We start from the raw sequence: 20,578 nt of genomic DNA on the forward strand, positions 1-20,578 counted from the left end.
CGGAGACGGAGAACCCCATGAAGCTCTGCATCGTCGGCAGCGTGGCTGTTGCGCTGATAGCCGGCGGGTTGATCACCTCAGCGCCACCGGCTGCCGCCGGCTGCCAGTACGGCGGGCCGGTGATCAGTAAGTGCGACGGGCCCGTCCAACCCGACGGCACCTGGGAGCGGTGCATGGGGACCTGGGGCTATGTGCCGAGCGGCTTCAGCTCCCACCTGGTTCCGGTCAAGCGCTGCGACGTGATGGGGCCCGGCCACGAGATCGCTCCGTGGGACACCCCGTTCGCCGACCCGCCGACGCGCATCGACGACAACTGAGCCCTCGACAAAGTACCCGGTACCTGCGGTACTGTTTGCAGCATGAGCCCGGGGGAATTCGAGGCAGTGATCGTCGGCGCGGGGTTCGCCGGCATCGGCGCCGCCATCCAGCTCAAACGGCTGGGCATCGAGAACTTCGTGATCCTGGATCGCGAGGACGATCTCGGCGGCACCTGGTACGTCAACCACTACCCCGGCCTGGCCGTCGATGTGCCGACCACGACCTACTCGTACTTCTTCGAACCGAACCCGAACTGGTCGAGGCTGTTCTCCACCGGCACCGAGATCAAGCGGTACGCCGACGACGTCGCCGACAAGTACGACGTGCGCCGCCACATCCGGTTCAACACGACCGTCGACGGCGCCCACTGGGATGACGAGGCTTCGCTCTGGCGAGTAACCGTCGCCGGTGGCGAGACCTTGAGCGCGCGCTTCCTGCTCACCGCCACCGGCTTCCTGTCGCAACCTCACACACCTGACATCCCCGGCATCGCCGACTTCACCGGCAAGGTCATCCACACCACCGACTGGGACGACGACTACCGGCCCGACGGCCGTCGTATCGCGATCATCGGCACCGGCGCCACTGCCGTTCAGCTCATTCCGGAGCTGGCTCGCAAGGCCGCTGACCTGACGGTGTACCAGCGCACCCCGATCTGGGTCGTGCCCAAGATCGACCTGAAGTTCTCCGCCGGGGTCAAGGCCCTGTTCGCCAAGGTCCCGCTGACCCAGCGGGCCGTGCGCGCCGTCACCGACGCCATCTACGCGTTCATGGTCGACACCGCCGTGCTCAAGCACCGGTACTTCCGCCGGTTCAACATCGCCGCGGCCGACCTGGCCAAGCTGCACCGGTTCGCCTCGATCCGCGACCCCGAACTGCGCCGCAAGCTGACCCCTGACTACGACTTCGGTTGCAAGCGCCCGACGTTCTCCAACGGCTACTACCGCGCTTTCACCAAGCCGAATGTGCACCTGCAGGCCGACGGCATCGAACGCATCGATGCCCAGGGCATCGTCAACGCCGACGGCAGCAGGACCGATATCGACACCCTGGTGCTGGCGACGGGGTTCGATCTGTGGGAGGCCAACTTCCCTGCGATCGAGGTGATCGGGCGTGATGGCCGCAACCTCGGCAAGTGGTGGCGGGAGACCCGGTTCCAGGCCTACCAGGGTGTCTCGATGCCGTACTTCCCGAACTATCTGAGCCTGGCCAGTCCGTACGCGTTCCTGGGGCTGAACTTCTTCAACACCATGGAGTACCAGATGCATCTGATGGACCGGTTGTTCGGTGAACTCTCGCGCCGGAAGGCGACGACGTTCGAGGTCACCGAACAGGCCAACGCCCGCTATCTGGACCGGATGACGGAGTTGCTGGGTGACTCATTGTTCACCCTCGGTAACTGCGCATCGGCACGGTCGTACTATTTCAATCCGAGCGGCGAGGCAACGCTGCTCCGACCGATGACGACCCGCCGGGCCGTCACGGAAGCTTCACGATTCCCGTTGAGCGACTACACATTTGCCTGATCAGAGAGGATCACACATGGCAGAGGGCAAGAACTCCAAGCTGGTCAAGCTCGTCGGCCTCAGCGTGGCCGGCGCCGGCGTCTCACATTTTGTGAAGCCGCAGCTGTTCGAGTCGATCACCAAGCCGGCGTTCCCCAAGGACACGCAGAAGCACATCTACACCAACGGTGGTATCGAGACCGCGATCGGCCTGGGCCTCCTGCTCCCCAAGACGCGCAAGCTGGCCACCATCGGCACGCTCGGCTACGTGGCCTACCTGGCCGGCAACGCCGTGCGTAACCGGTAACGGCCCAGCAGCGTCATATCGACCATGACCGCGACGACGGCTCGGGCCTGCTCCGAATTCTGATAATTCATGAGCCGGCCCAAGTCGATCACCAACGCCATCGCCGCATGAACGGCGAAGCGCGCCTGACCGGCACTCCACCGCGGGCGCACCGGCATGACCACTTCGACCCACGATTCCACCGCCGCCCGCTGAAGGTCGCGCAGGATCTTCTGGTCGGCGGGCGTCATGTTGAGGCGTTCGGTGTAGTAGACGTAGTCGAGTTCGGGGTGGTCGAACGAGCGGGCCACATAGTCGTCGATGAGCGCGCCCAGAGCCTGCTCGGGATCCGTTGCCGCGCCGAGCACCTCGGCCATGTCGGAAGACAACCGGTCGGCGGCGCGTCGGAACCCGGCCGCCAGGATGTCGGACTTGCCGGAGAAGTACCGGTAGATCCCCGAGGCGGGCATGCCGACCGCGGCGGCGATGTCCTCCATGGTGGTGTCGCGGTAGCCGTTCTGATTGAACAGCCGCATCGATTCGGTCAGCAGCGCTTCGTATTTCGTCGTGCTCACGACGGGTGTCGGCGTCACCGCCGGGCCCGTCGCGTTGGGGAACTCCGGCAACTCGGCGGCCAGCACGGTGTCGCAGATATCGGCGAGCAGCGTGCGGATCTGACCGGCGGGCAGCTTGGACCGGTGGTCGACGACGCTGCCGATCACGCCGAGCACCGCAGTCGACAGGGTCCAGCGGGCGTGCGAACTCAGTTCGGGTCGCAATTCCATCAGCGGCCGGTGAATCCGTCGGTGCACTGTGCGCACCTGGGCGTCCAGGGTGCTCTGGTCGTCGCCGCGCAGATAACGCGCCTCCCAACGGTACAACCCGCCGGATTCGCGATTAACCAACGCGGTGTCGCTGAGCGCAGCGACGATGAGACGCAACCGCTCCCGCGGGTCCCCGTCGGCCTCGTCCGCGAACACCGTACCGTCGACCAGTTGCTGGCTGAGGTTGAGCACGGCATCGCGGAACAATTCGTACTTGCTGGAATAGTGCCGGTACAACGCGGCCGCGGAGATCCCGACCCGCGAAGCAATGGCCTCCATGCTGACGCCGTGATAGCCCAGCGCGCTGAAAGACTCCGCCGAGGCCCGCGCTATCTGCGCCTTTCGGTCTTTGGGTCGACGCCGCACAACACTGGCACCACTGTCGATCGACCGGGGCGAGATGCGCGCCATTCCGTCACCATAACGGACCGAAGTGCCGGGTCAAAATGGTAATCCGGCAGAGAATAGGCGTTAACATAGACCGGGTTGAGGCCGGATGGGGGTCGCGTGTTTGCCAAGTTGCGGAGGTTGCTGGCCTTCCGCGTCGCACTCGGCGAACTCATCGTCGTCGCTGTCGTGCTGGGAGTGCCGTATCTGTTGATCGGCACGGTCTGGTCCGGCACGCACACCGATCACCTGCCGTCGATGGGCGGCCTCGACGCCGTGGTGTCTTTTCTCGGGTCGATCGTCTCGTGGCCGGTGTTGTTGTTCACCGACGTCTGCATGACCTGAAGGGGGAAGAGTAGTGAGTTTTCGCGCCGTCTACATCGGCATCGCCGGGGCCGTGGTGTTGGGCATCGGCCTGTATCTACTGAGCCTGCCGGTCTACCTCGACGACTTCGATCAGTTCGGAATGCAGATCCCCTGCGGCTCCGGGTATTCGAGCCACCTCGTGCAGGCCAACGCCGCCGGCCAGGACTACTTGGACAAATGCGGGTCGGCGGTGCTGACCCGCAGGCTGTGGACCATCCCAATCGCCGCAATCGGGGCGTTGGCCTTGATCGCGGTGCTGTTCCGGGCCGCGACGTCCTCGGCACACGAGACGCTGCTACCCAACCGCGATACGCCCTGACACAGCGCCGCAGAAACTTGTCGGTGGTCGAATGTATGTTCGATTCATGGTGGCGGGTGCGGTCCAGGCGGTAGCGGGGTTACGCGCCGCGTACGACGCGTTCGCCGGGTGTGATTTCGGTTCGTTGACCCGCGCTGAGCTGGTCGCGGTGCTCGACGAGTACGAAACCCTGACGTGCCAGCTGCCTTCGGTGGCGCATCGGCTGCTGGCTCACCTGCAAGCCGGATCTACTGCGCAGGAGTTGGGCGCCAAAACCTGGAACGAGGTGCTGCGGATCCGCTGGCGGCTCTCGACCACCGAAGCTGCCCGCCGCCTGGGTGAGGCCGCCGAGTTGGGGCCACGGCGTTCGTTGACCGGGGAGCCGTTGCCTGCGGAGCTGCCCGTGGTCGCTGCCGCCCAAGGTGCGGGGTTGATCAACGGTGATCACGTCAAGGTGCTGCGTGATGCGGTGCACCGACTGCCGGGCTTCGTCGATCAGGTGACTCGTGAGCAGTTCGAAGCCGACCTGGTCCGGGTCGCGGTCGGGGTCGGACCCAAAGAACTCAAAGACACCGCCGAGTTGCGGTTGTTCCTGCTCGATCAGGACGGCCCCGAACCCGACGACACCGAACGGGCCCGCACACGCGCGATCACGATGAGCAAGCAGGGACGCGACGGTATGACCGCGTTGATGGCCAACCTGGATCCCGAAGCCGCCGCCGTCATGGAAGTGTTGTTCGCGAAATTCGCCGCTCCCGGGATGTGCAACCCCGACGATGAACAACCCTGCACATCCGGCACCCCGAGCCAGACTCAAATCGACAATGACCACCGCAGCCTCGCCCAGCGTCAGCACGATGCGCTGATCGTGATCGGGCGGATCGCGTTGATGAGCGACCTGGGTCAGCTCAACGGGCTCCCGGTGTCGATCATCATCCGTACCACCCTGCACGACCTGGAATCGCGCGCCGGGATCGGGATCACCGGGGGCGGGACGAAGGTGCCCATCAAAGATGTCATCCGGATGGGCTCACACGCCAGTCATTACCTGGCGGTGTTCGATCAGGCCACCGGCGCGGCGTTGAACTATTTTCGGGCTCGGCGTATCGCCAGCCCGGCGCAACGCATCATGCTGATCGCCCGCGACGGGGGGTGTACGAAACCGTGCTGCACCGTGGGGGCTTACGGCTGCCAGGCCCATCACGCCACCGCCGACTGGGCTGCCGGCGGCAACACCAATGTCGACCAGATGGCGTTGGCGTGTGGGCCCGACAACCGACTGGTCGATGACGACGGGGGGTACACCACCACCATCACCCCCGACGGTGTCGTGGAATGGCATCCGCCACCGGGGTTGGATCACGGCCAGAACCGCATCAACTACCTTCACCGGCCCGAACTGCTACTCACCCCACCCGACCCGGAGCCGCGGCCGGTGCCGGTGGTTGACCCAGACCCGGACTGGGACGTGAAGCCAGGTGCCGAGTTCGAGCCGGACGCAGAGTGGGATTTCGACTGGAACACGGACTGGGACAGCACCTTCTGCCAACCTGACCTTCCCAGCATCGAACACCTCTGGGACCCAGAACCATGCGCCCTGGAAGCCGTAGAGCCGGAAATTCCGATCGGGTCGACGCCGCTCGACCACCCCGACCCATGGCAACGCATCGGCAACGACCACACCGGCGGCGGCAAGGCAGTACGCGGCCCCTAGCTGGGCATTACGTCCGGGCGCCGTCGAGTTGCTCCGCTAGATCGGGTTGAACGACGAGATCAGCCAGCCTCCATGGATTTTCGTGAGCCCGACCTTCACGGCGCTGGCGGCCTGAGCCGGTTCGGGGTTGTCGCGGCTGGTTGTCGCCTGGTTCAGATAGACCAACACCTCTGCGGTGTCGGACTGCACGGTGATCGGAGCAGCGCGGACAACCGATGCCGTGGCGCGGATGTCCTTTTCCTTGGCTGCCGGCGCGACGAACTTGTTCGCGAACTCGCTGTAGTAATCCAGGAAGTCACCGGTCAGCTTGGATTTCGCCGTAGCGAAGTCCTTGTCCAAACTGTCTGGCGCATAGGACAACAGCGCCACTGAACCCTCGGAGGCCGCATCGACCACCGTCGCAGACGCTGCGGCCGACCCATGGTCGGCGCGGTACACACCGAAATAGAGCGCTGCCGCCGAGCTCGCCGAGGCCAGCAGTAGACAGACGACCGCGATCGGTCGCCACCGCCGGGCAACGCGATGGATCCACCGTTCCCGGGCCTGTGTTGGCTCTTCGGGGATTGACTCAGCGTCCGAAGGGATTTCGACCTCAGGTTCCGTGCTGACACCGGGTTCTGCTGTGCTGGTACTCACGGGACGAACTCCACCTTCGACATCTTGATCTGTTCCCCGTCGCGGACCATCGTGACGCTCAGCCGCCAGTTGCGCGGCTGCTGATTGGCGCCGGCCGAGTTGCTCACCGTGGTTGCGGTGCTGACGAGGACGACTGCGGAGTCCGCGTCCATCGACTGGACAGCCGTCGCCTTTGCCGTGGCCTTCGTCGTCGCCTTCGAATCCTGCGCAGCTCTCACCAGGTCCTCGGCCGACGATTCGATGTCCTCTCTGAACTGTCCGGTCGAGTTGTCGACGATCTGCTTGACGTTGTCTTCCGCCTTGGCGCTGTCGATCGACATCAGGGTGACTGCGGCTTGCGATGCCGCCGCCGCGAATTCCGCGCGGCGCTGCTGCTCACGGTCGGCCTGCTGGTGAAACCAGATCACGTATCCGCTCGCTGCGAGCAACGCACCGCTGACCAGGATGGCGACACCGGCGAGCACCGTCGCGAGTTTCGGTCGCCATCTGCGTTTTTCGCCCGGCGTCGGTGGCTGGTCGTCAGTGTCGTCCTCGTCCGAAGGGGCGGCCTGATCTGGCGACTCGACGTCGACGCTCAGCGGCGAGTCGGTGTCGTCGACGTCATCGAGCACGGTCGGCTCAGTTTCCTCGTCGGGGCGGCTGAGTAACCGCATAGTGCACCTCCGGTTGGTCTCGGCCGCACGCTAATGCGGCCGGGACCGGCGCCGACGGCGGTGTCCCACCCAGCGGACAAATCTGTTCTGACGGATCGGCATCATCACCAGTTCCGCAATGAGCACAACGCCCCTTTGGGGCCGGCAGCGCGGTGAACGACGCTCCCGTCGATGGCCAGCTCACAACGCAGCGTCTGGCTGGGTTGCGGAGCCAATCCGGCCGTGGTGACGGTAACCATGGCCCATTTCATGGGGTCGGCAAGCATCGTCTCGCGGATCCAGGGCTTGCCGGGCTCCAGCGTCAGATCGTCCCTGGGGCTGAACTCGTAGGGATTGTGGCTGTAGTCGGCCCACGTCGGCGGGTCGACCTCACGGAAATAGATGCCAACGGTTGTCGGCTGCTCCGCGGTGACCGTGTAGGTCACGCGGTGGGGCATCGGCTCCTCGTCGGCATGGGCCGAGGGGGCCAGGGCAACGACGGCGCCCACGCCGACGGCGAGAAGCGCACTGATTGTTCCTGTGCACCAACGTTTCACCGCCGCTCGGTCCCGCGCATCACAGGTCACCACGAAGCCACCTGCTCGTTCCATCGCTCGACACACAGCTCAGGAAGAGCCCGTCGGGCGCCTGGGCGACGGTGTTCTCGAAACCTGTGCATGGGGCGTTCTCCTCGCGAATACCTTTGAGCGGCGGCGACCGGAAGTAGCGCGGCTCGTAACGGCGCGGCGACCCGCAGAACACCACCCGGCCCCAGGAAGTGGTGCCGAAGACGTAGTACGCGGTGTCCGAGCACGGTGCGCCGAGCACGACGCCACCGGTGATTCCGGGTACGCATGAGGGTTCGCTGCAGCCGACAGGTTCTGCGCTCGCCGGCGACGGAGCGATCATCGCCGCCGCAACGAGCAGTCCCGCCATGCCCACCACCGGTATTCGCACGTACGACACTGTGGCACGGTTGAATCCGGCTGCCAGCTCATGGCCCACTAGGTGGGACATTGTCCGTCAGAAGACCGAAGAAGTTGCACAGTGAACACTGCCGCGGCGACCACCGGTGGCCGGCGTACAGAGGAGTTTGGTCATGCGGGTGTCGACTGCGTTCATTGGGGCGGCGGTGCTCACCGCCACTGGGGTGGCCGGCTTGTGCAGCCCGGTTGCCGCGGCGTCTCCGAGTTGGGGCCTCAACGGCACGTACACCGCCACGTCGAACGGCGAGTGGGCGAAAACGAACGACATCTTCCACGACGAGGCCAGCATTCGTGGCACCTGGACGATCTCGACGACGTGCAGTTACCCCAGCGAGTGCACCGGCACGGTCGACACCGATTGGGGCTGGAGTGCGCCGATCTACAAGAAGAGCGGCGTCTGGTACGTCAAGAAGACGGTCGACAACTGGCAGCCGTGTGGGGACGGCACCGCCGGTCCGGGTCTGCAGGTGTACCGCTTCTTCCCCTCGAACGCGGACGCCACCGCAACCGATCCGGCGTCGACGACGTTGCTGGGCGAGGACTCCACCACCGGCGTCAGCGGGTCGTGCGGCACCAGCAAGGTCGTGTTCATCACGATGCCGTTCAAACTCGTGAAAATGGCCTGAGCAGACACCTTTTCAACCACCAGACCAGGTACGTCAAGCCCCCGCAACGGCTTCCATTGCGGGGGCTTTGGCATTCACCGGCACTCAGGTGGTGAACAGGTCTTTCCACGTCGAGTCGCCGGTGTGCGGCACCAGGTCCGACTGTCGATACACCTTGCCGTCCGGCGTGGCGTACCGCCCCGTCTTCGGGTCGTAAGTGGCGATCGCGACCGAGGGGCCATCAGATCCGTTGGGAGTGAAGGCACTCGGCGCCATCGTCGGTGCATCCGGGCTCGGCGGCACCTCACCTTCAGGCGGCGCGACAGGCGCCTCAGCAGGCCCTTCGGCGGGCGCGGCCGCCGGCGGCATCGGGGTGCCCTCGACCGGGCCATGGATGGCCGCGTCCCGATCGACCCGCGAATCCGGCGCTATCCCCTGCGCCAGCAGATTGGGATCGATCGGGTAGGGGCCGAGGGGGTGCTGACGCATCGCCAAAGGCTCGTACGGCCGGTCGCTGTTACAGATTTCGACAGTGGGAGCACGTTTCCCGGGCTTCCCCATGCACGGGTAGTTGCGCGCTCCGCGGACACCGATCGGCGAATCCTGCGGCAGTTTGCAATACAACCCGTCGGGGGTGTCGATGTCGCTGGTGTCCTCCGGAGACCGCCACGCCGACGGCGGTAGGAATCCGACGGTGCACGCGGGCGGATCTCCGACGTTGAGGGTGAAGTCGCCCAGCGACATCCCGACCGGATTGTTCTTCGGCGCACCGTATGACTGCGTAGAGGCCACGGTTGGCGGCAGCAGCACCAGCAATTGCTCCAACGACGGGTGATAGGTCACCCCGACCTGACCCAAGCTGGTGAGGTTGGCGAGCAACAAAGGCAACGTGGGTTTGACCTGATTGAACAAGCGGGATGCTTCGTCCGCGGTCCCCGACCCGTCCTTCAACAGCGTGCGCACATGCTGGTCGTCGTCGGCAACCTGCTTGGTTATCCCGGCCATGCTCCGGGCCCAGGTGCGGATCGCATCGACCGACTCGGCCTGCCCGTCGAGTAAGGGCGCACCGTCGTCGATGAGCGCCCGGGACTGATCGGAGGCAGCGTTCGCCTCGTTGATCAGTCTTGACGAGGAGTCCAGCAGTGCCCCCATGTCATTTCCAGTCCCGTTGAACGCCTTGAAGGTTTCGTCGAGCAGCGGGCTGATCTTGTCCTTGGGGATGCTGCCCATGAGTGAGCTGACCTGATCGAGCATCGGCCCCACGGCCTGGGGAATCGATGTGCTGGATGCCGGGATGACCGACCCGTCCTGGAGATACGGTCCCGAGTCGTTGCGGGGCTGCAGATCCACGTACTGCTCACCCACTGCCGACACGCTGAGGACCGCGGCGTGCAGATCCGCAGGCACCTTGGGTGACGTGTTCAGCGACAGTGTGGCCACCGCTCCGTCACGGGTGGGCCGCACCTCGGTGACCTTCCCCATCTGCACGCCGCGGTAGGTGACATTCGAGAACTGGTACAGCCCACCGGTTCCGGGCAGTTGCAGGGTCACCGTCATCCGCCCGATCCCCAACAGGGTCGGAGCCTGCATGTACACGATGCCCATCAGAGCCATCCCGATCACCGACGCCACCGCGAAGATGATCAGCTGAATTCGGACAAAGCGGGTGAGCATCAGTTGCCACCTCCGTTCGGCGCGGCTGCAGGGTCGGAAGGCGGCGTTGCGGCCAGCGGATCGGACTGCCCTTCGTCCGGAGCCGGGTCGACCAGCGGCGGCATCGTGGCCACTGCGGGTGGTGGTGGAGTCAGTGGCATGTTCAGGGGATCCTTGGTGTAATTCGAGAACCAGGGATCGCCGGGCGCCGGCGTCAACGGCAGGCCCTCCTGGCCCCATCTGGTCCCCAGGAACAACCCTCTCTTCAGCCGCGGGACGGTGAAGTCGAAGGTGATGAACTGGTTGAGGTAGTCCCCGCGAATCGCCCGGTCGATGAAGTTCTGCGGATAGGGGAAAGTCGGTGCGTAGGCCAACACGGTGCCCAGATTCGGGCCGACGTCGGCCAGTGCCTTCACCGTCGGTTCAAGGTTGCGCAGGTTGGTCAGCAGGTCGTCCCGCGTCGCGTGGACGAGCTTGGTTGCGGTGTAGCTGAACTGACCGAACTTCTCCAATGCCGTGGTGATGCGCGGGCGTTCCTTCACCAGGACGTCCAAGGCGGGAGGGATCCGTTGCAGCGCCGTGGTGATGACCTCCTGCTGCCCGGACAGCGTGCCGGCCAACCGGTTGAGTGCCGTGATTGACGCGTTGATGTCGTCGCGCTGGTTGGCGAACATGCCGACGATGTCGTCGAGCCGGGTAAGCAGATCGCGAATCTGGTCTTCACGTCCGTTGAGCGCTGCGTTGAATTCGGTGACCAGGTCACCGATCTTGCCCAGACCGCCACCGTTGACGAGGACCGACAGCGACGACAAGGTCTGTTCGGTCGACGGATAAGTCGAGGTCTGGTCGAGCTCGAGCGTGGCGCTCGGTGTCAGCCGCCCTGACGGCGATTGCCCCAGCGGGGGATCGAGTGCGATGTGCATGGAGCCCAGCAGGCTGGTCTGCCCCACAGTGGCGACCGCGTTGGCCGGAACGACGACGTCGGGCTTGACCGAGACCTCCACGTCCGCGTGCCAGCCCTTCACCACCATGCGGGAGACGCTGCCCACGATGACGTCGCCGATCATGACGGGCGAATTCGCTTCCAGCGTCCCGATATTGGCGAGCTCGACATGATAGGTCGTGGCGTCAGCGCCACGCCCCACCGTGCCGGGCAGGGGCAGCGAATTCAGTCCGTGGAACGCACAGCCGGTCAGGGTCGCCGCTGCGCAGGCGGCTACCGCGGTCAGGCGCGTCAGCGACCTCCGAGCGCTCATGGGGTGCCTCCTGGGGCGGGTGGTGCAGGGGTCGGAGCCATCTCGGCGGGGAGGAGCATGTCCCCCAACGACTTCGGCGCTTGCACCGGTGTGTCCGAGACGATCGGTGATCCGGGATAGGCCGCGGGTGACGGGTTCGCGGGGAAACCGTTGGGTGTGTACGAACCCGGCGGACCCGGGGGCGCGCCCCATCCTGCCGGCGGCGCAACGTCACCGGCACCGGTGTAGGCCGACACCGCAGGCGGCTGATCCGCGTACGGCTGCGGACGCCCGCCGGCCCCACCGGGTGCGAGATTGGGATCGGTGTACACCAGGTTCTCCGGGCTGGGCGCCTTACGGAGGTAGGCGTTGAACGGCATCGGCAGGTAGTTGAAGTTGATCAACGACAGTGCCGGTCCGAGGTACTGGGCGCACAGCTTGGAGGATTCGGACGCTGTGGCGTTCTTCACCGCCGAGATCGCCGAGCACACCACCGAAACCGGATCGGCGAAGTTAGACAGCGCAAAAGCGCCGACGGCGGTCCCACTGTCGGGGTTGTAGATGTTGTAACCGTTGGCGATCGCGTTGGGCGCGACGTGCAGGACGTTCTCCAGCTTGGTCTTGTTGTCCACCAGATTCTGGGTGACGTTGTTCAACCGCTCCAGTTGCTCAGCGGTCTGATCACGCGTGCCGGCGATGAACCGCCGGACGTTGCCGACGGCATCGGCCAGATTGGTCAGCGCACCGTCCAGATCGGAGCGGCTCCCGTCGACGACACTGGTGACGTTGGCGAGATGTCCCTGGAACTCCACGATCTGGGCGTTGCTGTCCCGCAGCGCAGTCACGAAGACCTGCAGGTTCTTGATGGTGCCGACGAGATCGCCGCTCCCCTGGCCGAGGATCTTCGCGACACCGGACAACTGGCTGATCGCCTCGTGCAGTTTCTCACCGTTGCCGTTCATGGCGGCGGCGGCACTGTCGACGAACCGGCTGAGAGACGTGGCCGACGCCCCGTTGAGCGGTCCCAGATCGCTCGCCAACCGCATCAGCTGGTCCTTGACCTGGTCCCACTCAACGGGCACGGCGGTGCGCTCGACACCGATCTGCGCACCGTCCGCCATGGTCGGTCCGGAGTCTTCATAGGCCGGGGCCAGCTGGACATAACGAGCAGCAACCAGGTTCTGCGCCATCAGGATCGCCTTGGCGTCGGCCGGAATCTTCACGCCGTGATCGACGGCGAGGGTGAGCCGCGCCTGCCCACCGACCGGTTCGATGCTCGTGATCGAGCCGACCTTGACGCCTGCCACGCGGACCTCGTCGCCCGGGTAGATCGCGGTGGCCGAGGTGAAGTACGCGGTGATGGTGGTCGGCTTGAAGACGGTCTGCCGCACGATCACCACCGTGCCGGCCAGGGCCAGCGCGGCAAGCAGCACCAACACGGTGCGGCTGATCCGCTTGCGGTTGCGGGCGATCATCGACTTCCTCCAGGAATGCCGTTGTGGGGCCATGGGAATTCGGCGCGCGGGCCGGCATTGTCCGGTGGTTGCCCGGCGTTGGTACCGCGCCGGAATCCGAAGGCGTAGTCGAGGAAGGGCTGAAGGGTCTGCGCCGGCAGCAGGTTCCCGACGAACGCGTTGTAGTACCAGCCGTTGTTCACCGACTCACCCTGGGTCACCTGGTATTTGGCGAGGCCCGCCAACGCGCCCGCGATGTTGTCGCGGTTCTTCTCCAGCATCGCCGTCACCGCGTTGAGCTGCTTCAGGGTGGGCGCCAGCTCTTCTTCGTTGTCGTGGACGAGTCCGGAGAGCTGCTGGGCCAGCGCCGAGGTATTGGCCAGCAGGTTGACGATCGCGTACCGGCGTTGGTCGAGCACCCCGGTCAACGCGTTCGCGTCCAGCAGCAGCGTGTTGACCTGCTCGCTGCGCTTCGAGAGGATGCCGGTCACGTCGGCAGCGCTCTTGAGCAGGTTGGACAGGGACTCATTGCGGCTGTTCAGGGTTTGCGACAGCCGGGACAGACCCTCGAACGTCGGACCCAGTTGCGGCGCCATGCGATCGATGGTGTCCGACAACGTATCCAGGGATTGCGTGAGCGCAGCAGTGTCGGTACCGGCCGTGTTGTTGGTGAAGTCGCCGACGGCGTTGGTCAACGAATACGGTGACGCCGTCCTGGTGATGGGGATGGTGTCCGAGGAGCGCATTGTGCCCGCGCCGGCCGGTTCCAGGGTGAGCATCCTGGCACCGAGCATGGTTCCGGTGCGGATGTGCGCGGTGGTGGCGGAGCCCAGGCGCACCTTGCTGTCGAGAGTGAAGGTCACCAGTGCCTTGCCGTGACTCAGGCTGACGTCCGTGACGAGGCCCTTGGTGACGCCGGAGATCTTGACGTCGTTACCGGTGGTGATCCCACCGGCCTCGGCGAACAGTGCGTGATACTTCACCGACGTGGCCCAGGACCACAGTGCCTGAGGTTGGAGCCCGACGGCGATGACCATCGCGATCAGCACGATCCCGATGAGACCGCTCCGAATGAGGTGTGATCCACGGTATTTCAGCATCAGGGCTCCCCACAGCGTCCGGTGTTCTGCATGATCCACGGGAAGTACGCGGTGCGCCCCTGCAGGTCGGTGACCCGGACATTCATGCCGCACAGGTACTGATTGATGAAGCTGCCGTAGGCCCCCAACCGGACCAGCTTGCGGTAGTTCTTGGGGGCGTTCTGCAACGAAAGGTCCATCCGCGCCATGTCGTCCTCATTCGAGAGCAGCGGCGCCAGCCGGGTGAGTTGATCGACGGTGCCGGACAGGGGTGGCCGGGCCTCGGTCATGAGGTCTGCCAGAGAGGCGGTTCCATTGTCCAGCGCGGTGATCGCCTCGCCGATGGGATCGCGTTCCTGGGACAGACCGGTGATGAGTTGTTGCAGTTGCTCGACGGCTCCCGAGAATTTGTCACCGTCCTTGGCAACCGTTGCCACCGTGGTTTTCAGGTTGTCGATCAGCTGTTGCACGGTCTGTCCGTTGTCGGCGAGCGCCTGAGTGAACGTGGTCGTGTGCGCCATCAGCGATTCCACGGTGCCGCCCTGGCCCTGCAGGATCTGGATCAGGGAGTTCGTCAGCGCGTTGACATTCTGGGCGTTGAGTCCCTGAATGACGGGCTTGAGCCCACCGAGCAGCAGGTCGAGATCCAGCGCCGGTTCGGTGCGGTCGAGTGGGATCTGCGAACCCGCCGGCTGGATCTTGGTCGAGCCCGGACCCTCCAGCAGTTCCAGATAACGGTTGCCAACAAGGTCGAGATAGCGCACCGCGACCTTGGTGCCGGTCGTCATGACCACTTCACGGTCAGAGTCGAACTGGACCAGCACGGTGTTGTCAGGTTGCAGCGCAACGTCGTTGACCGTGCCGACGCGAATACCCGCCACCCGCACGGAATCGCCGGCCTTCAGGCTTGACGCGTCGCTGAACACAGCCGAATAGCCGTTGGTCGATCCGGTGCGGTACTGGCCCATGATCGCGAACAGCGCTGCGGTCAGGAGCAACATCGTCACGCCGAACACACCGAACTTGATCGCGGTGCCGATACTGCGCGTCATCCCGGTTGTCCTATCTGGGGTGTGTTGCGGGGCGGACCGTCGAGCGGGCCGTACAACGCCTGCTTGAGTCCCTCGGAGTTCAACAGGATTCCCTGGTTTCCGTACTGCGCCGGGTTGGCATCGATGTCGGTGACAATGAACGGCGGCCGTTGTTCGAAGCCGACCTCGGGCAGGCCCTGGCACTGCGGGCCGCCGGTGGCGGCGACCTTCGGCAGGTTGCCCGGGTAGCGGTAGCGTTCGGTGCCCAGCAGGAACGAGTCCAGCAGCATGACGCCAGGTAGCGGCTGTGGCGGCCCCATCGCCAGCGGCACCATTCCCTTGAGCACACAGTTGAGTGCCGGGTTGTACTGGTTGAGCAGATTCGTGGTCGGCACCAGCAGCCGCATCGCGTCGGTCACCCCGGCGCTGTTGGTCGAGACCACCTCGTTGCCGACGTCGGCCAGCCCGATCGCGCTCACCAACAACGCATCCAGATCATTGCGTCGATCGACAACGGTGTCACTGAGTCGCGTCGCGCCGCGCATGGTCTCGACCAGTTCCGGTCCGGCGTCGGCGTAAGCGTTGAAAACCTGCGGTGCGACGGCTATCTCGTGGCTCAGCGTGCCGAGGCTGGGGGCGAACTTGGCCAGCATGGCGTCGAGATCGACGAGCGTCTGGCCGAGCTTGTCGCCGCGACCGTCGATGGCCTGGGCCATCGCGCCGAGTGTCTCGTTGAGCTTCTCCGGTTGGATCTGTGCCAGCACCGACACCAGCTGCTCGAACACCGTGTTGATCTCGACGGTGGTGTGCGTGGCGTCGAGCACCTGGCCGGCGTACATCGAATTCTTCGACGGCTCCGGCGGCGGCACGAGCTGGACGAACTTGGCACCGAACACGGTGCTGGAAGCGATCTCCACACCCGTGTTGGATGGAATCAGTTGCAGATCAGCGGGATTCATCGCCAGGCGAAGCGCCGCCTGCCCGTCCGGCAACGTGTCGATGGCTACGACCTTGCCGACCTGCGCGCCGTGCAGTTTGACCTTGGCGTCGGGGTTCATCACCAAACCGGCCCTCGGCGAGATGACGGTCACCGAAGCGGTGGGCGCGACCCCGCCGCGGAACAGCACGACCGCGCCGGTGACGAGCGCGGCGATCACCGCGACCGTGGTCAGTCCGGCCAAAAGACGTATAGCGTCACGCGACATCAGATGCCTTCTTTAGCCGGAGAGGTTGAAGTTGCCGTTGGAGCCGTAGACGGCCAGCGAGATCAGCAGGGTGATCGAGACCACGACGATCAGCGACGTCCGGACCGCGTTGCCGACCGCGACGCCGACACCGGCCGGACCGCCGGTGGCGAAGAAGCCGAAGTAGGTGTGCACCAAAAGGATTGCCAGCGCCATCAGCAGCGCTTGAAGGAATGACCAGAGCAGATCGATCGGGTTGAGGAACGTGCTGAAGTAGTGCCCGTACAGACCACCGGACTGCCCGAGCAGCACGACAGTGGTGAACTGACTGGCCACGAAGGACAGGATCACCGCGATCGAGTACAGCGGGGTGATCGCGATCATTCCGGCCACGATGCGGCTGGACACCAGGTACTCGACGGGCCGGATCGCCATCGCTTCGAGGGCGTCGACCTCCTCGTTGATCCGCATGGCGCCGAGCTGCGCGGTGACGCCGGCGCCGAAGGTGGCGGCCAGTCCGATTCCGGCGACGATGGGCGCCGAGATCCGGACGTTGATGAAGGCAGCCAGGAATCCGGTGAGCGCTTCGATGCCAATGTTGCCCAGCGAGGAGTAGCCCTGGATCGCCAGGACTCCGCCGGTGGCCAGGGTCAGGAATCCGACGATGACGACGGTCCCGCCGATCATCGCCAATGTACCTGCACCCATACTGATTTCGGCGATCAGCCGGACGACTTCCTTGCGGTAGTGCACGGCCGCATGGGGCATGCCCGCCAGCGCCCGCCCGTAGAACAGGACATGGTCACCGATGCCGCTCAACGCGGCACCCGGCCGGCGTACGGCCCGGGACAGGCGCGGGTACGCCGACTGAAGTACTGCCGTTGCCGTCATCGCGTGGTCATCTGGATGCCGATGGCGGTGACCACCACGTTGACGACGAACAACGCCATGAAGGCGTAGACCACCGTTTCGTTGACGGCGTTGCCCACCGCTTTGGCACCGCCACCCGAGACGGTCAGACCGCGGTAGCACGCGACCAGTCCGGCGATCAGGCCGAACAGGGCCGCCTTGACGCAGGAGATGATGACCTCCGGAATGCCGGTGAGCAGGGTGATACCCGCGGCGAAAGCGCCGGGGTTGACGTCTTGGACGAACACCGAGAACAGGTATCCGCCAAGGATTCCGATGATCACCACGACGCTGTTGAGCAGTAGCGCCACCAGGCCCGAGGCCAGCATCCGCGGCGTCACCAGACGCTGGATCGGATTGATGCCCAGCACCTCCATCGCATCGATCTCTTCACGGACGGTCCGCGAACCCAGATCCGCACACATCGCCGTCGCCCCGGCACCGGCCACGATCAACACCGTCACCATCGGCCCCACCTGGGTCACCGCACCGAAGGCAGCGCCCGCCCCGGACAGGTCGGCCGCCCCCAGTTCCCGCAACAGGATGTTCAGGGTGAACGACACCAGGACCGTGAACGGGATCGCGACCAACAGCGTCGGCGCCATGGAAACCCGTGCCACGAACCAGGATTGGTCAAGGAACTCACGCCATTGGAATGGTCTGCGCACCGTGAATCTGGCGGCATCCACCGACATGGCGAACAACCCACCCACCCCCTCGAGTGGGCCGGCGAGTTGTCGCTGCAGCATCGGGTTCTCCTTTTCTGCGTGGGAGTCACCCGGGGGCCGGTATGACCTGGAACACGTCTCGACCGGGAACCATCGCAGTTCACAACCGAGCGCACCATCGCGTGTCCCACCCACCGGGAATACCGCCCCGCCGCTGATAGTCACCGGTCAGCGGAACATCCCATTGCCGACCTTTCGGACAGCGTGTGAGGCTGGATGCAACCAGCCCGGCAAAAGGAAAGAAGACACGTGTCAAGTTCTGCTGCGACCACCACCGGAGTCGGTACGACGGATGCGCTGCGTGAGATCGACACCAGTGCAGGAACTTTGCGGTACTACGACGTCGGCCAGGGTCCGACCGTCCTGTTCCTGCACGGATCGGGTCCCGGCGTTACCGGGTGGCGCAACTTCCGCGGAGTGCTACCGACGTTCGCCGAACGCTTCCGCTGCCTGGTCCTCGAATTTCCAGGGTTCGGAGTCTCCGACGACTGGGGCGGGCACCCGATGGTCACCGCTCAGGGCGCCGTCACTCCCTTCCTCGATGCCCTCGGTATCGACCGGGTAGACATCGTCGGCAACTCCATGGGCGGCGGCGTCGGGATAAACACGGCGATCAACGCTCCCGAACGGGTCGGCCGTCTCGTGACGATCGGCGGGATCGGTACCACGATCTTTTCCTCCGGCCCGAGCGAGGGAATCCGTCTGCTCCAGGAATTCACCGAGGACCCGACTCGGCAGCGCTTGATCGACTGGCTTCATTCCATGGTCTACGACCGGTCGTTGGTCACCGAGGAGCTGATCGAAGAGCGCTGGACGCTCGCGACCGACCCGGAGACGCTGGCCGCCGCCCGCCGCATGTACGGGAAGGCGGCGTTCGCAGCGATGATGGCCTCGATGGCCGCTTCAGACCTGCCCATGCCCTGGGCACGCATGCACAAGGTGTCGGCACCGACACTGTTGACGTGGGGGCGCGATGATCGCGTGAGTCCACTTGATATGGCGCTGATTCCGATGCGGACCATCCCCAACGCCGAGCTTCACGTGTTCCCCAACTGTGGGCACTGGGCCATGATCGAGGCGAAGTCCGCTTTCGAGTCTGTGGTCACGAACTTCCTGGCACGGGGCTAACGGCTTTTCCGTCCGACCGATGCAATCCGGCCAGCACCATGGCGATGCCGGACCGGTGCGCCGCTATCAACTCGTCGAGTTCATGCGGTTCCTTGGCGTCGGTCCACCAGATGTAGGCGTTACTGCTGACGTGGACGATCAGCCTGCTCGGCAATGAGCGCGTGAACACGTCGTCGCTCAAGTCGAAGTGACCCGCCAGGAACTCGGTGATGGCGTCGGCGAGGTTCTCGCTCCATTCCATCCATCGCAGTCGGTACTGCGGAGTCTCGGCGACCAGCGACATCAGTTTCCGCGCCTTGTCGACCGACTGCCGATGCTGGGCCCCGGCTGACCGGCGGTGCCGGACCTCGACCGTGAACATGTCGACAAGGACATCTACGGGGTCTGAATCCGCTGCAGCACAGGACAACAGATCCCGCATGTTCGTCTCGCTTCGCCCGAACAACGGCCCAAGTACGTCTTCCTTGACCGGGAAGTGGCGGTAGAACGTACGCGTCGCGATGCCGACTTCGGCGCAGATGCGCTCCACGGTTGCCGTGGTGTCGCCGTCGGCGATGAAGATGTCGCATGCGGTCCTGGCGATGTTGAGCCGCAGTTCCTCAGCGCGACGCTCGGTGAGCGTCGGCCCCTTACCTTTGGGCATTCGCTGATTGTCGTCGCACCGGCACGCGGCCTCCTTTACTTCGCAGGCGCGCTGTGCTTAGACTCACACCTGTCACGTTGTGACACATATGCAGAGTATGACAGGTATGGAGGGTTCTGTGTCAACGTCGGATGACGACGCTGCTCCCATAGCGCTGCTCAGTCGGGCGGCCGCACTTCTGGAGGTGTTCGGCGCACGACAAACGCTCACACTGGCGGAAATCACCCGGTATTCGAACGTTCCCCGCTCGTCGACTCATCGCATCCTGCAGGGCCTGGTCCAGCTCGGCTGGATCGAACGCCATGGCGCCGAATACACACTGGGACTGAAGATGTTCGAATTCGGCCGCCAGGCAGTGCGACAGCGTCGAGTTCCCGAAGCGGCATTGCCGGTGATGGCCGACCTACACCGTCGCACCGGCCTGACGGCGCATCTCAGCGTCCTGACGGGTACGCATGTGCTGCACATTGAACGCTTCGGCATGTGGCCCAGCTCAGGCAGTTGTTGGCAGGTCGGTTTCAAGCAGCCCGCGGAACAGAGTGCCGCCGGCCGCGCGCTCCTGGCCCAACTGGACGAGTCAGCCTGGCCAGAGTTGCGGTATGCGGTGACGTCGCCGTACGGAATTCACAACCGCGCGGAGTTGGATCGGAGCCTGGCGGCGGTACGCGCCCGTGGCGGGGTTGCCGTCGATGCCGAAGGTTGTGAGCGCGGAGTCACCGTCGTGGCCGCTCCGATCAGCGTGACCGAGGGAGGCAATCAATTCGCGCTGTCGCTGTGCGGTCCCACCAGGTCAACGCGGATCGAGCCCGTCGCCGCCGCTGTTCACAGCGCGTCATGGGCGATCTGCCACAGCCTGTCAAATGTGCCCCGCAAAGGCGCGAGCCAGGCCCGAGCGGCGCATCGCGTGGTGACACCGGCCATGATCCATCGCACCGATGAGGCCACTGTGGCAGCCGTCGGTGGTAGGTGACGAGAAC

The 20,578-nt window shown here is 64.9% G+C and carries 23 protein-coding genes; 9 read left to right on the top strand and 14 right to left on the bottom strand.

Annotated elements, in window-relative coordinates; genetic code table 11:
* Positions 1 to 17: 17 nt before the first annotated feature.
* From AB0876_RS21015 to AB0876_RS21025, 3 genes are read left to right on the top strand one after another with little or no spacing between them, the layout of a single operon-like run.
* A complete protein-coding gene (locus AB0876_RS21015; protein WP_491840286.1) occupies positions 18 to 317 on the top strand; it encodes a CDGP domain-containing protein in 300 nt (99 codons plus the stop codon).
* 42 nt (positions 318 to 359) lie between these two features.
* Positions 360 to 1,844, top strand: a complete 1,485-nt coding sequence (locus AB0876_RS21020) for a flavin-containing monooxygenase (RefSeq protein WP_526042861.1) — start codon at positions 360 to 362, stop codon at positions 1,842 to 1,844.
* Positions 1,845 to 1,860: 16 nt separating this feature from the next.
* Complete coding sequence (locus AB0876_RS21025; protein WP_004571515.1) at positions 1,861 to 2,130, top strand: DoxX-related protein; 270 nt, start codon at positions 1,861 to 1,863, stop codon at positions 2,128 to 2,130.
* On the opposite strand, the gene AB0876_RS21030 is transcribed toward AB0876_RS21025, so the two are convergent.
* On the bottom strand, positions 2,097 to 3,344 hold the full coding sequence (locus tag AB0876_RS21030) for a TetR/AcrR family transcriptional regulator (RefSeq protein WP_526042862.1): 1,248 nt from the start codon (positions 3,342 to 3,344) through the stop codon (positions 2,097 to 2,099). The two genes, AB0876_RS21025 and AB0876_RS21030, sit on opposite strands and share 34 nt — an antisense overlap.
* 96 nt (positions 3,345 to 3,440) lie before the next feature.
* On the opposite strand from AB0876_RS21030, the gene AB0876_RS21035 reads away from it, so the two are divergent.
* The 3 genes from AB0876_RS21035 to AB0876_RS21045 are packed head-to-tail and all read left to right on the top strand — an operon-like array spanning position 3,441 to position 5,698.
* Complete coding sequence (locus AB0876_RS21035; RefSeq protein WP_526042863.1) at positions 3,441 to 3,665, top strand: hypothetical protein; 225 nt, start codon at positions 3,441 to 3,443, stop codon at positions 3,663 to 3,665.
* A gap of 13 nt (positions 3,666 to 3,678) precedes the next feature.
* Positions 3,679 to 4,005: a hypothetical protein gene (locus tag AB0876_RS21040; protein WP_526042864.1), complete on the top strand. Its 327-nt coding sequence runs from the start codon at positions 3,679 to 3,681 to the stop codon at positions 4,003 to 4,005.
* A gap of 31 nt (positions 4,006 to 4,036) precedes the next feature.
* Positions 4,037 to 5,698, top strand: a complete 1,662-nt coding sequence (locus AB0876_RS21045; RefSeq protein WP_526042865.1) for an HNH endonuclease signature motif containing protein — start codon at positions 4,037 to 4,039, stop codon at positions 5,696 to 5,698.
* Positions 5,699 to 5,734: 36 nt separating this feature from the next.
* Here the strand turns inward: AB0876_RS21045 and AB0876_RS21050 are convergent, their stop codons facing one another.
* The 4 genes from AB0876_RS21050 to AB0876_RS21065 all read right to left on the bottom strand — a co-directional run bounded on the left by AB0876_RS21050 (position 5,735) and on the right by AB0876_RS21065 (position 7,902).
* On the bottom strand, positions 5,735 to 6,334 hold the full coding sequence (locus tag AB0876_RS21050) for a twin-arginine translocation pathway signal (RefSeq protein ID WP_526042866.1): 600 nt from the start codon (positions 6,332 to 6,334) through the stop codon (positions 5,735 to 5,737).
* Positions 6,331 to 6,987: an Rv1363c family protein gene (locus tag AB0876_RS21055; protein ID WP_526042867.1), complete on the bottom strand. Its 657-nt coding sequence runs from the start codon at positions 6,985 to 6,987 to the stop codon at positions 6,331 to 6,333. The genes AB0876_RS21050 and AB0876_RS21055 overlap by 4 nt, the downstream gene beginning before the upstream one ends.
* 104 nt (positions 6,988 to 7,091) lie before the next feature.
* The gene (locus tag AB0876_RS21060; RefSeq protein WP_526042868.1) at positions 7,092 to 7,577 is read right to left on the bottom strand and encodes an Rv2576c family protein; all 486 of its coding nucleotides are present in this window, start codon (positions 7,575 to 7,577) and stop codon (positions 7,092 to 7,094) included.
* Complete coding sequence (locus tag AB0876_RS21065; protein WP_526043045.1) at positions 7,543 to 7,902, bottom strand: hypothetical protein; 360 nt, start codon at positions 7,900 to 7,902, stop codon at positions 7,543 to 7,545. Before AB0876_RS21065 ends, AB0876_RS21060 begins: the two co-directional genes overlap by 35 nt.
* Before the next feature lie 163 nt (positions 7,903 to 8,065).
* Between AB0876_RS21065 and AB0876_RS21070 the strand changes: the two genes are divergently transcribed.
* The gene (locus AB0876_RS21070; RefSeq protein ID WP_526042869.1) at positions 8,066 to 8,578 is read left to right on the top strand and encodes an Rv2253/PknI dimerization domain-containing protein; all 513 of its coding nucleotides are present in this window, start codon (positions 8,066 to 8,068) and stop codon (positions 8,576 to 8,578) included.
* Positions 8,579 to 8,662: 84 nt separating this feature from the next.
* On the opposite strand, the gene AB0876_RS21075 is transcribed toward AB0876_RS21070, so the two are convergent.
* The 8 genes from AB0876_RS21075 to AB0876_RS21110 are packed head-to-tail and all read right to left on the bottom strand — an operon-like array spanning position 8,663 to position 17,851.
* Positions 8,663 to 10,231 (bottom strand): MCE family protein, encoded by a 1,569-nt coding sequence (locus AB0876_RS21075; RefSeq protein WP_526042870.1) that lies wholly within the window; start codon positions 10,229 to 10,231, stop codon positions 8,663 to 8,665.
* On the bottom strand, positions 10,231 to 11,466 hold the full coding sequence (locus AB0876_RS21080) for an MCE family protein (RefSeq protein WP_526042871.1): 1,236 nt from the start codon (positions 11,464 to 11,466) through the stop codon (positions 10,231 to 10,233). Before AB0876_RS21080 ends, AB0876_RS21075 begins: the two co-directional genes overlap by 1 nt.
* Positions 11,463 to 12,920 carry an MCE family protein gene (locus AB0876_RS21085; RefSeq protein WP_526042872.1) on the bottom strand — a complete coding sequence of 486 codons (1,458 nt, stop codon included), beginning with the start codon at positions 12,918 to 12,920 and terminating at the stop codon, positions 11,463 to 11,465. The genes AB0876_RS21080 and AB0876_RS21085 overlap by 4 nt, the downstream gene beginning before the upstream one ends.
* Positions 12,917 to 13,999: an MCE family protein gene (locus tag AB0876_RS21090; RefSeq protein ID WP_526042873.1), complete on the bottom strand. Its 1,083-nt coding sequence runs from the start codon at positions 13,997 to 13,999 to the stop codon at positions 12,917 to 12,919. The genes AB0876_RS21085 and AB0876_RS21090 overlap by 4 nt, the downstream gene beginning before the upstream one ends.
* Positions 13,999 to 15,030, bottom strand: a complete 1,032-nt coding sequence (locus tag AB0876_RS21095) for an MCE family protein (RefSeq protein WP_491841416.1) — start codon at positions 15,028 to 15,030, stop codon at positions 13,999 to 14,001. Before AB0876_RS21095 ends, AB0876_RS21090 begins: the two co-directional genes overlap by 1 nt.
* On the bottom strand, positions 15,027 to 16,214 hold the full coding sequence (locus AB0876_RS21100; RefSeq protein ID WP_526042874.1) for an MCE family protein: 1,188 nt from the start codon (positions 16,212 to 16,214) through the stop codon (positions 15,027 to 15,029). Before AB0876_RS21100 ends, AB0876_RS21095 begins: the two co-directional genes overlap by 4 nt.
* A 12-nt stretch (positions 16,215 to 16,226) precedes the next feature.
* On the bottom strand, positions 16,227 to 17,084 hold the full coding sequence (locus tag AB0876_RS21105) for an MlaE family ABC transporter permease (protein WP_526042875.1): 858 nt from the start codon (positions 17,082 to 17,084) through the stop codon (positions 16,227 to 16,229).
* Positions 17,081 to 17,851 carry an MlaE family ABC transporter permease gene (locus AB0876_RS21110; protein ID WP_055110583.1) on the bottom strand — a complete coding sequence of 257 codons (771 nt, stop codon included), beginning with the start codon at positions 17,849 to 17,851 and terminating at the stop codon, positions 17,081 to 17,083. The genes AB0876_RS21105 and AB0876_RS21110 overlap by 4 nt, the downstream gene beginning before the upstream one ends.
* A 228-nt stretch (positions 17,852 to 18,079) precedes the next feature.
* On the opposite strand from AB0876_RS21110, the gene AB0876_RS21115 reads away from it, so the two are divergent.
* Positions 18,080 to 18,958 carry an alpha/beta fold hydrolase gene (locus tag AB0876_RS21115; RefSeq protein WP_526042876.1) on the top strand — a complete coding sequence of 293 codons (879 nt, stop codon included), beginning with the start codon at positions 18,080 to 18,082 and terminating at the stop codon, positions 18,956 to 18,958.
* Here AB0876_RS21115 and AB0876_RS21120 read toward each other — a convergent pair.
* Positions 18,933 to 19,601 (bottom strand): TetR/AcrR family transcriptional regulator, encoded by a 669-nt coding sequence (locus tag AB0876_RS21120; RefSeq protein ID WP_491841420.1) that lies wholly within the window; start codon positions 19,599 to 19,601, stop codon positions 18,933 to 18,935. The genes AB0876_RS21115 and AB0876_RS21120 overlap by 26 nt on opposite strands.
* Before the next feature lie 118 nt (positions 19,602 to 19,719).
* On the opposite strand from AB0876_RS21120, the gene AB0876_RS21125 reads away from it, so the two are divergent.
* Positions 19,720 to 20,571 (top strand): IclR family transcriptional regulator, encoded by an 852-nt coding sequence (locus AB0876_RS21125; RefSeq protein ID WP_526042877.1) that lies wholly within the window; start codon positions 19,720 to 19,722, stop codon positions 20,569 to 20,571.
* The last annotated feature ends 7 nt before the right edge of the window (positions 20,572 to 20,578 follow it).

It is taken from the genome of Mycobacterium sp. NPDC049093 (assembly GCF_040704635.1).
Taxonomy (GTDB): domain Bacteria; phylum Actinomycetota; class Actinomycetes; order Mycobacteriales; family Mycobacteriaceae; genus Mycobacterium.

Coding starts and splice junctions, on each gene's coding strand:
- AB0876_RS21015 (WP_491840286.1), top strand. CDS start 18: ATGAAGCTCTGCATCGTCGGCAGCGTGGCTGTTGCGCTGATAGCCGGC.
- AB0876_RS21020 (WP_526042861.1), top strand. CDS start 360: ATGAGCCCGGGGGAATTCGAGGCAGTGATCGTCGGCGCGGGGTTCGCC.
- AB0876_RS21025 (WP_004571515.1), top strand. CDS start 1,861: ATGGCAGAGGGCAAGAACTCCAAGCTGGTCAAGCTCGTCGGCCTCAGC.
- AB0876_RS21030 (WP_526042862.1), bottom strand. CDS start 3,344: ATGGCGCGCATCTCGCCCCGGTCGATCGACAGTGGTGCCAGTGTTGTG.
- AB0876_RS21045 (WP_526042865.1), top strand. CDS start 4,037: ATGTATGTTCGATTCATGGTGGCGGGTGCGGTCCAGGCGGTAGCGGGG.
- AB0876_RS21055 (WP_526042867.1), bottom strand. CDS start 6,987: ATGCGGTTACTCAGCCGCCCCGACGAGGAAACTGAGCCGACCGTGCTC.
- AB0876_RS21060 (WP_526042868.1), bottom strand. CDS start 7,577: ATGGAACGAGCAGGTGGCTTCGTGGTGACCTGTGATGCGCGGGACCGA.
- AB0876_RS21065 (WP_526043045.1), bottom strand. CDS start 7,902: ATGGCGGGACTGCTCGTTGCGGCGGCGATGATCGCTCCGTCGCCGGCG.
- AB0876_RS21070 (WP_526042869.1), top strand. CDS start 8,066: ATGCGGGTGTCGACTGCGTTCATTGGGGCGGCGGTGCTCACCGCCACT.
- AB0876_RS21075 (WP_526042870.1), bottom strand. CDS start 10,231: ATGCTCACCCGCTTTGTCCGAATTCAGCTGATCATCTTCGCGGTGGCG.
- AB0876_RS21080 (WP_526042871.1), bottom strand. CDS start 11,466: ATGAGCGCTCGGAGGTCGCTGACGCGCCTGACCGCGGTAGCCGCCTGC.
- AB0876_RS21085 (WP_526042872.1), bottom strand. CDS start 12,920: ATGATCGCCCGCAACCGCAAGCGGATCAGCCGCACCGTGTTGGTGCTG.
- AB0876_RS21090 (WP_526042873.1), bottom strand. CDS start 13,999: ATGCTGAAATACCGTGGATCACACCTCATTCGGAGCGGTCTCATCGGG.
- AB0876_RS21095 (WP_491841416.1), bottom strand. CDS start 15,030: ATGACGCGCAGTATCGGCACCGCGATCAAGTTCGGTGTGTTCGGCGTG.
- AB0876_RS21100 (WP_526042874.1), bottom strand. CDS start 16,214: ATGTCGCGTGACGCTATACGTCTTTTGGCCGGACTGACCACGGTCGCG.
- AB0876_RS21105 (WP_526042875.1), bottom strand. CDS start 17,084: ATGACGGCAACGGCAGTACTTCAGTCGGCGTACCCGCGCCTGTCCCGG.
- AB0876_RS21110 (WP_055110583.1), bottom strand. CDS start 17,851: ATGCTGCAGCGACAACTCGCCGGCCCACTCGAGGGGGTGGGTGGGTTG.
- AB0876_RS21120 (WP_491841420.1), bottom strand. CDS start 19,601: ATGCCCAAAGGTAAGGGGCCGACGCTCACCGAGCGTCGCGCTGAGGAA.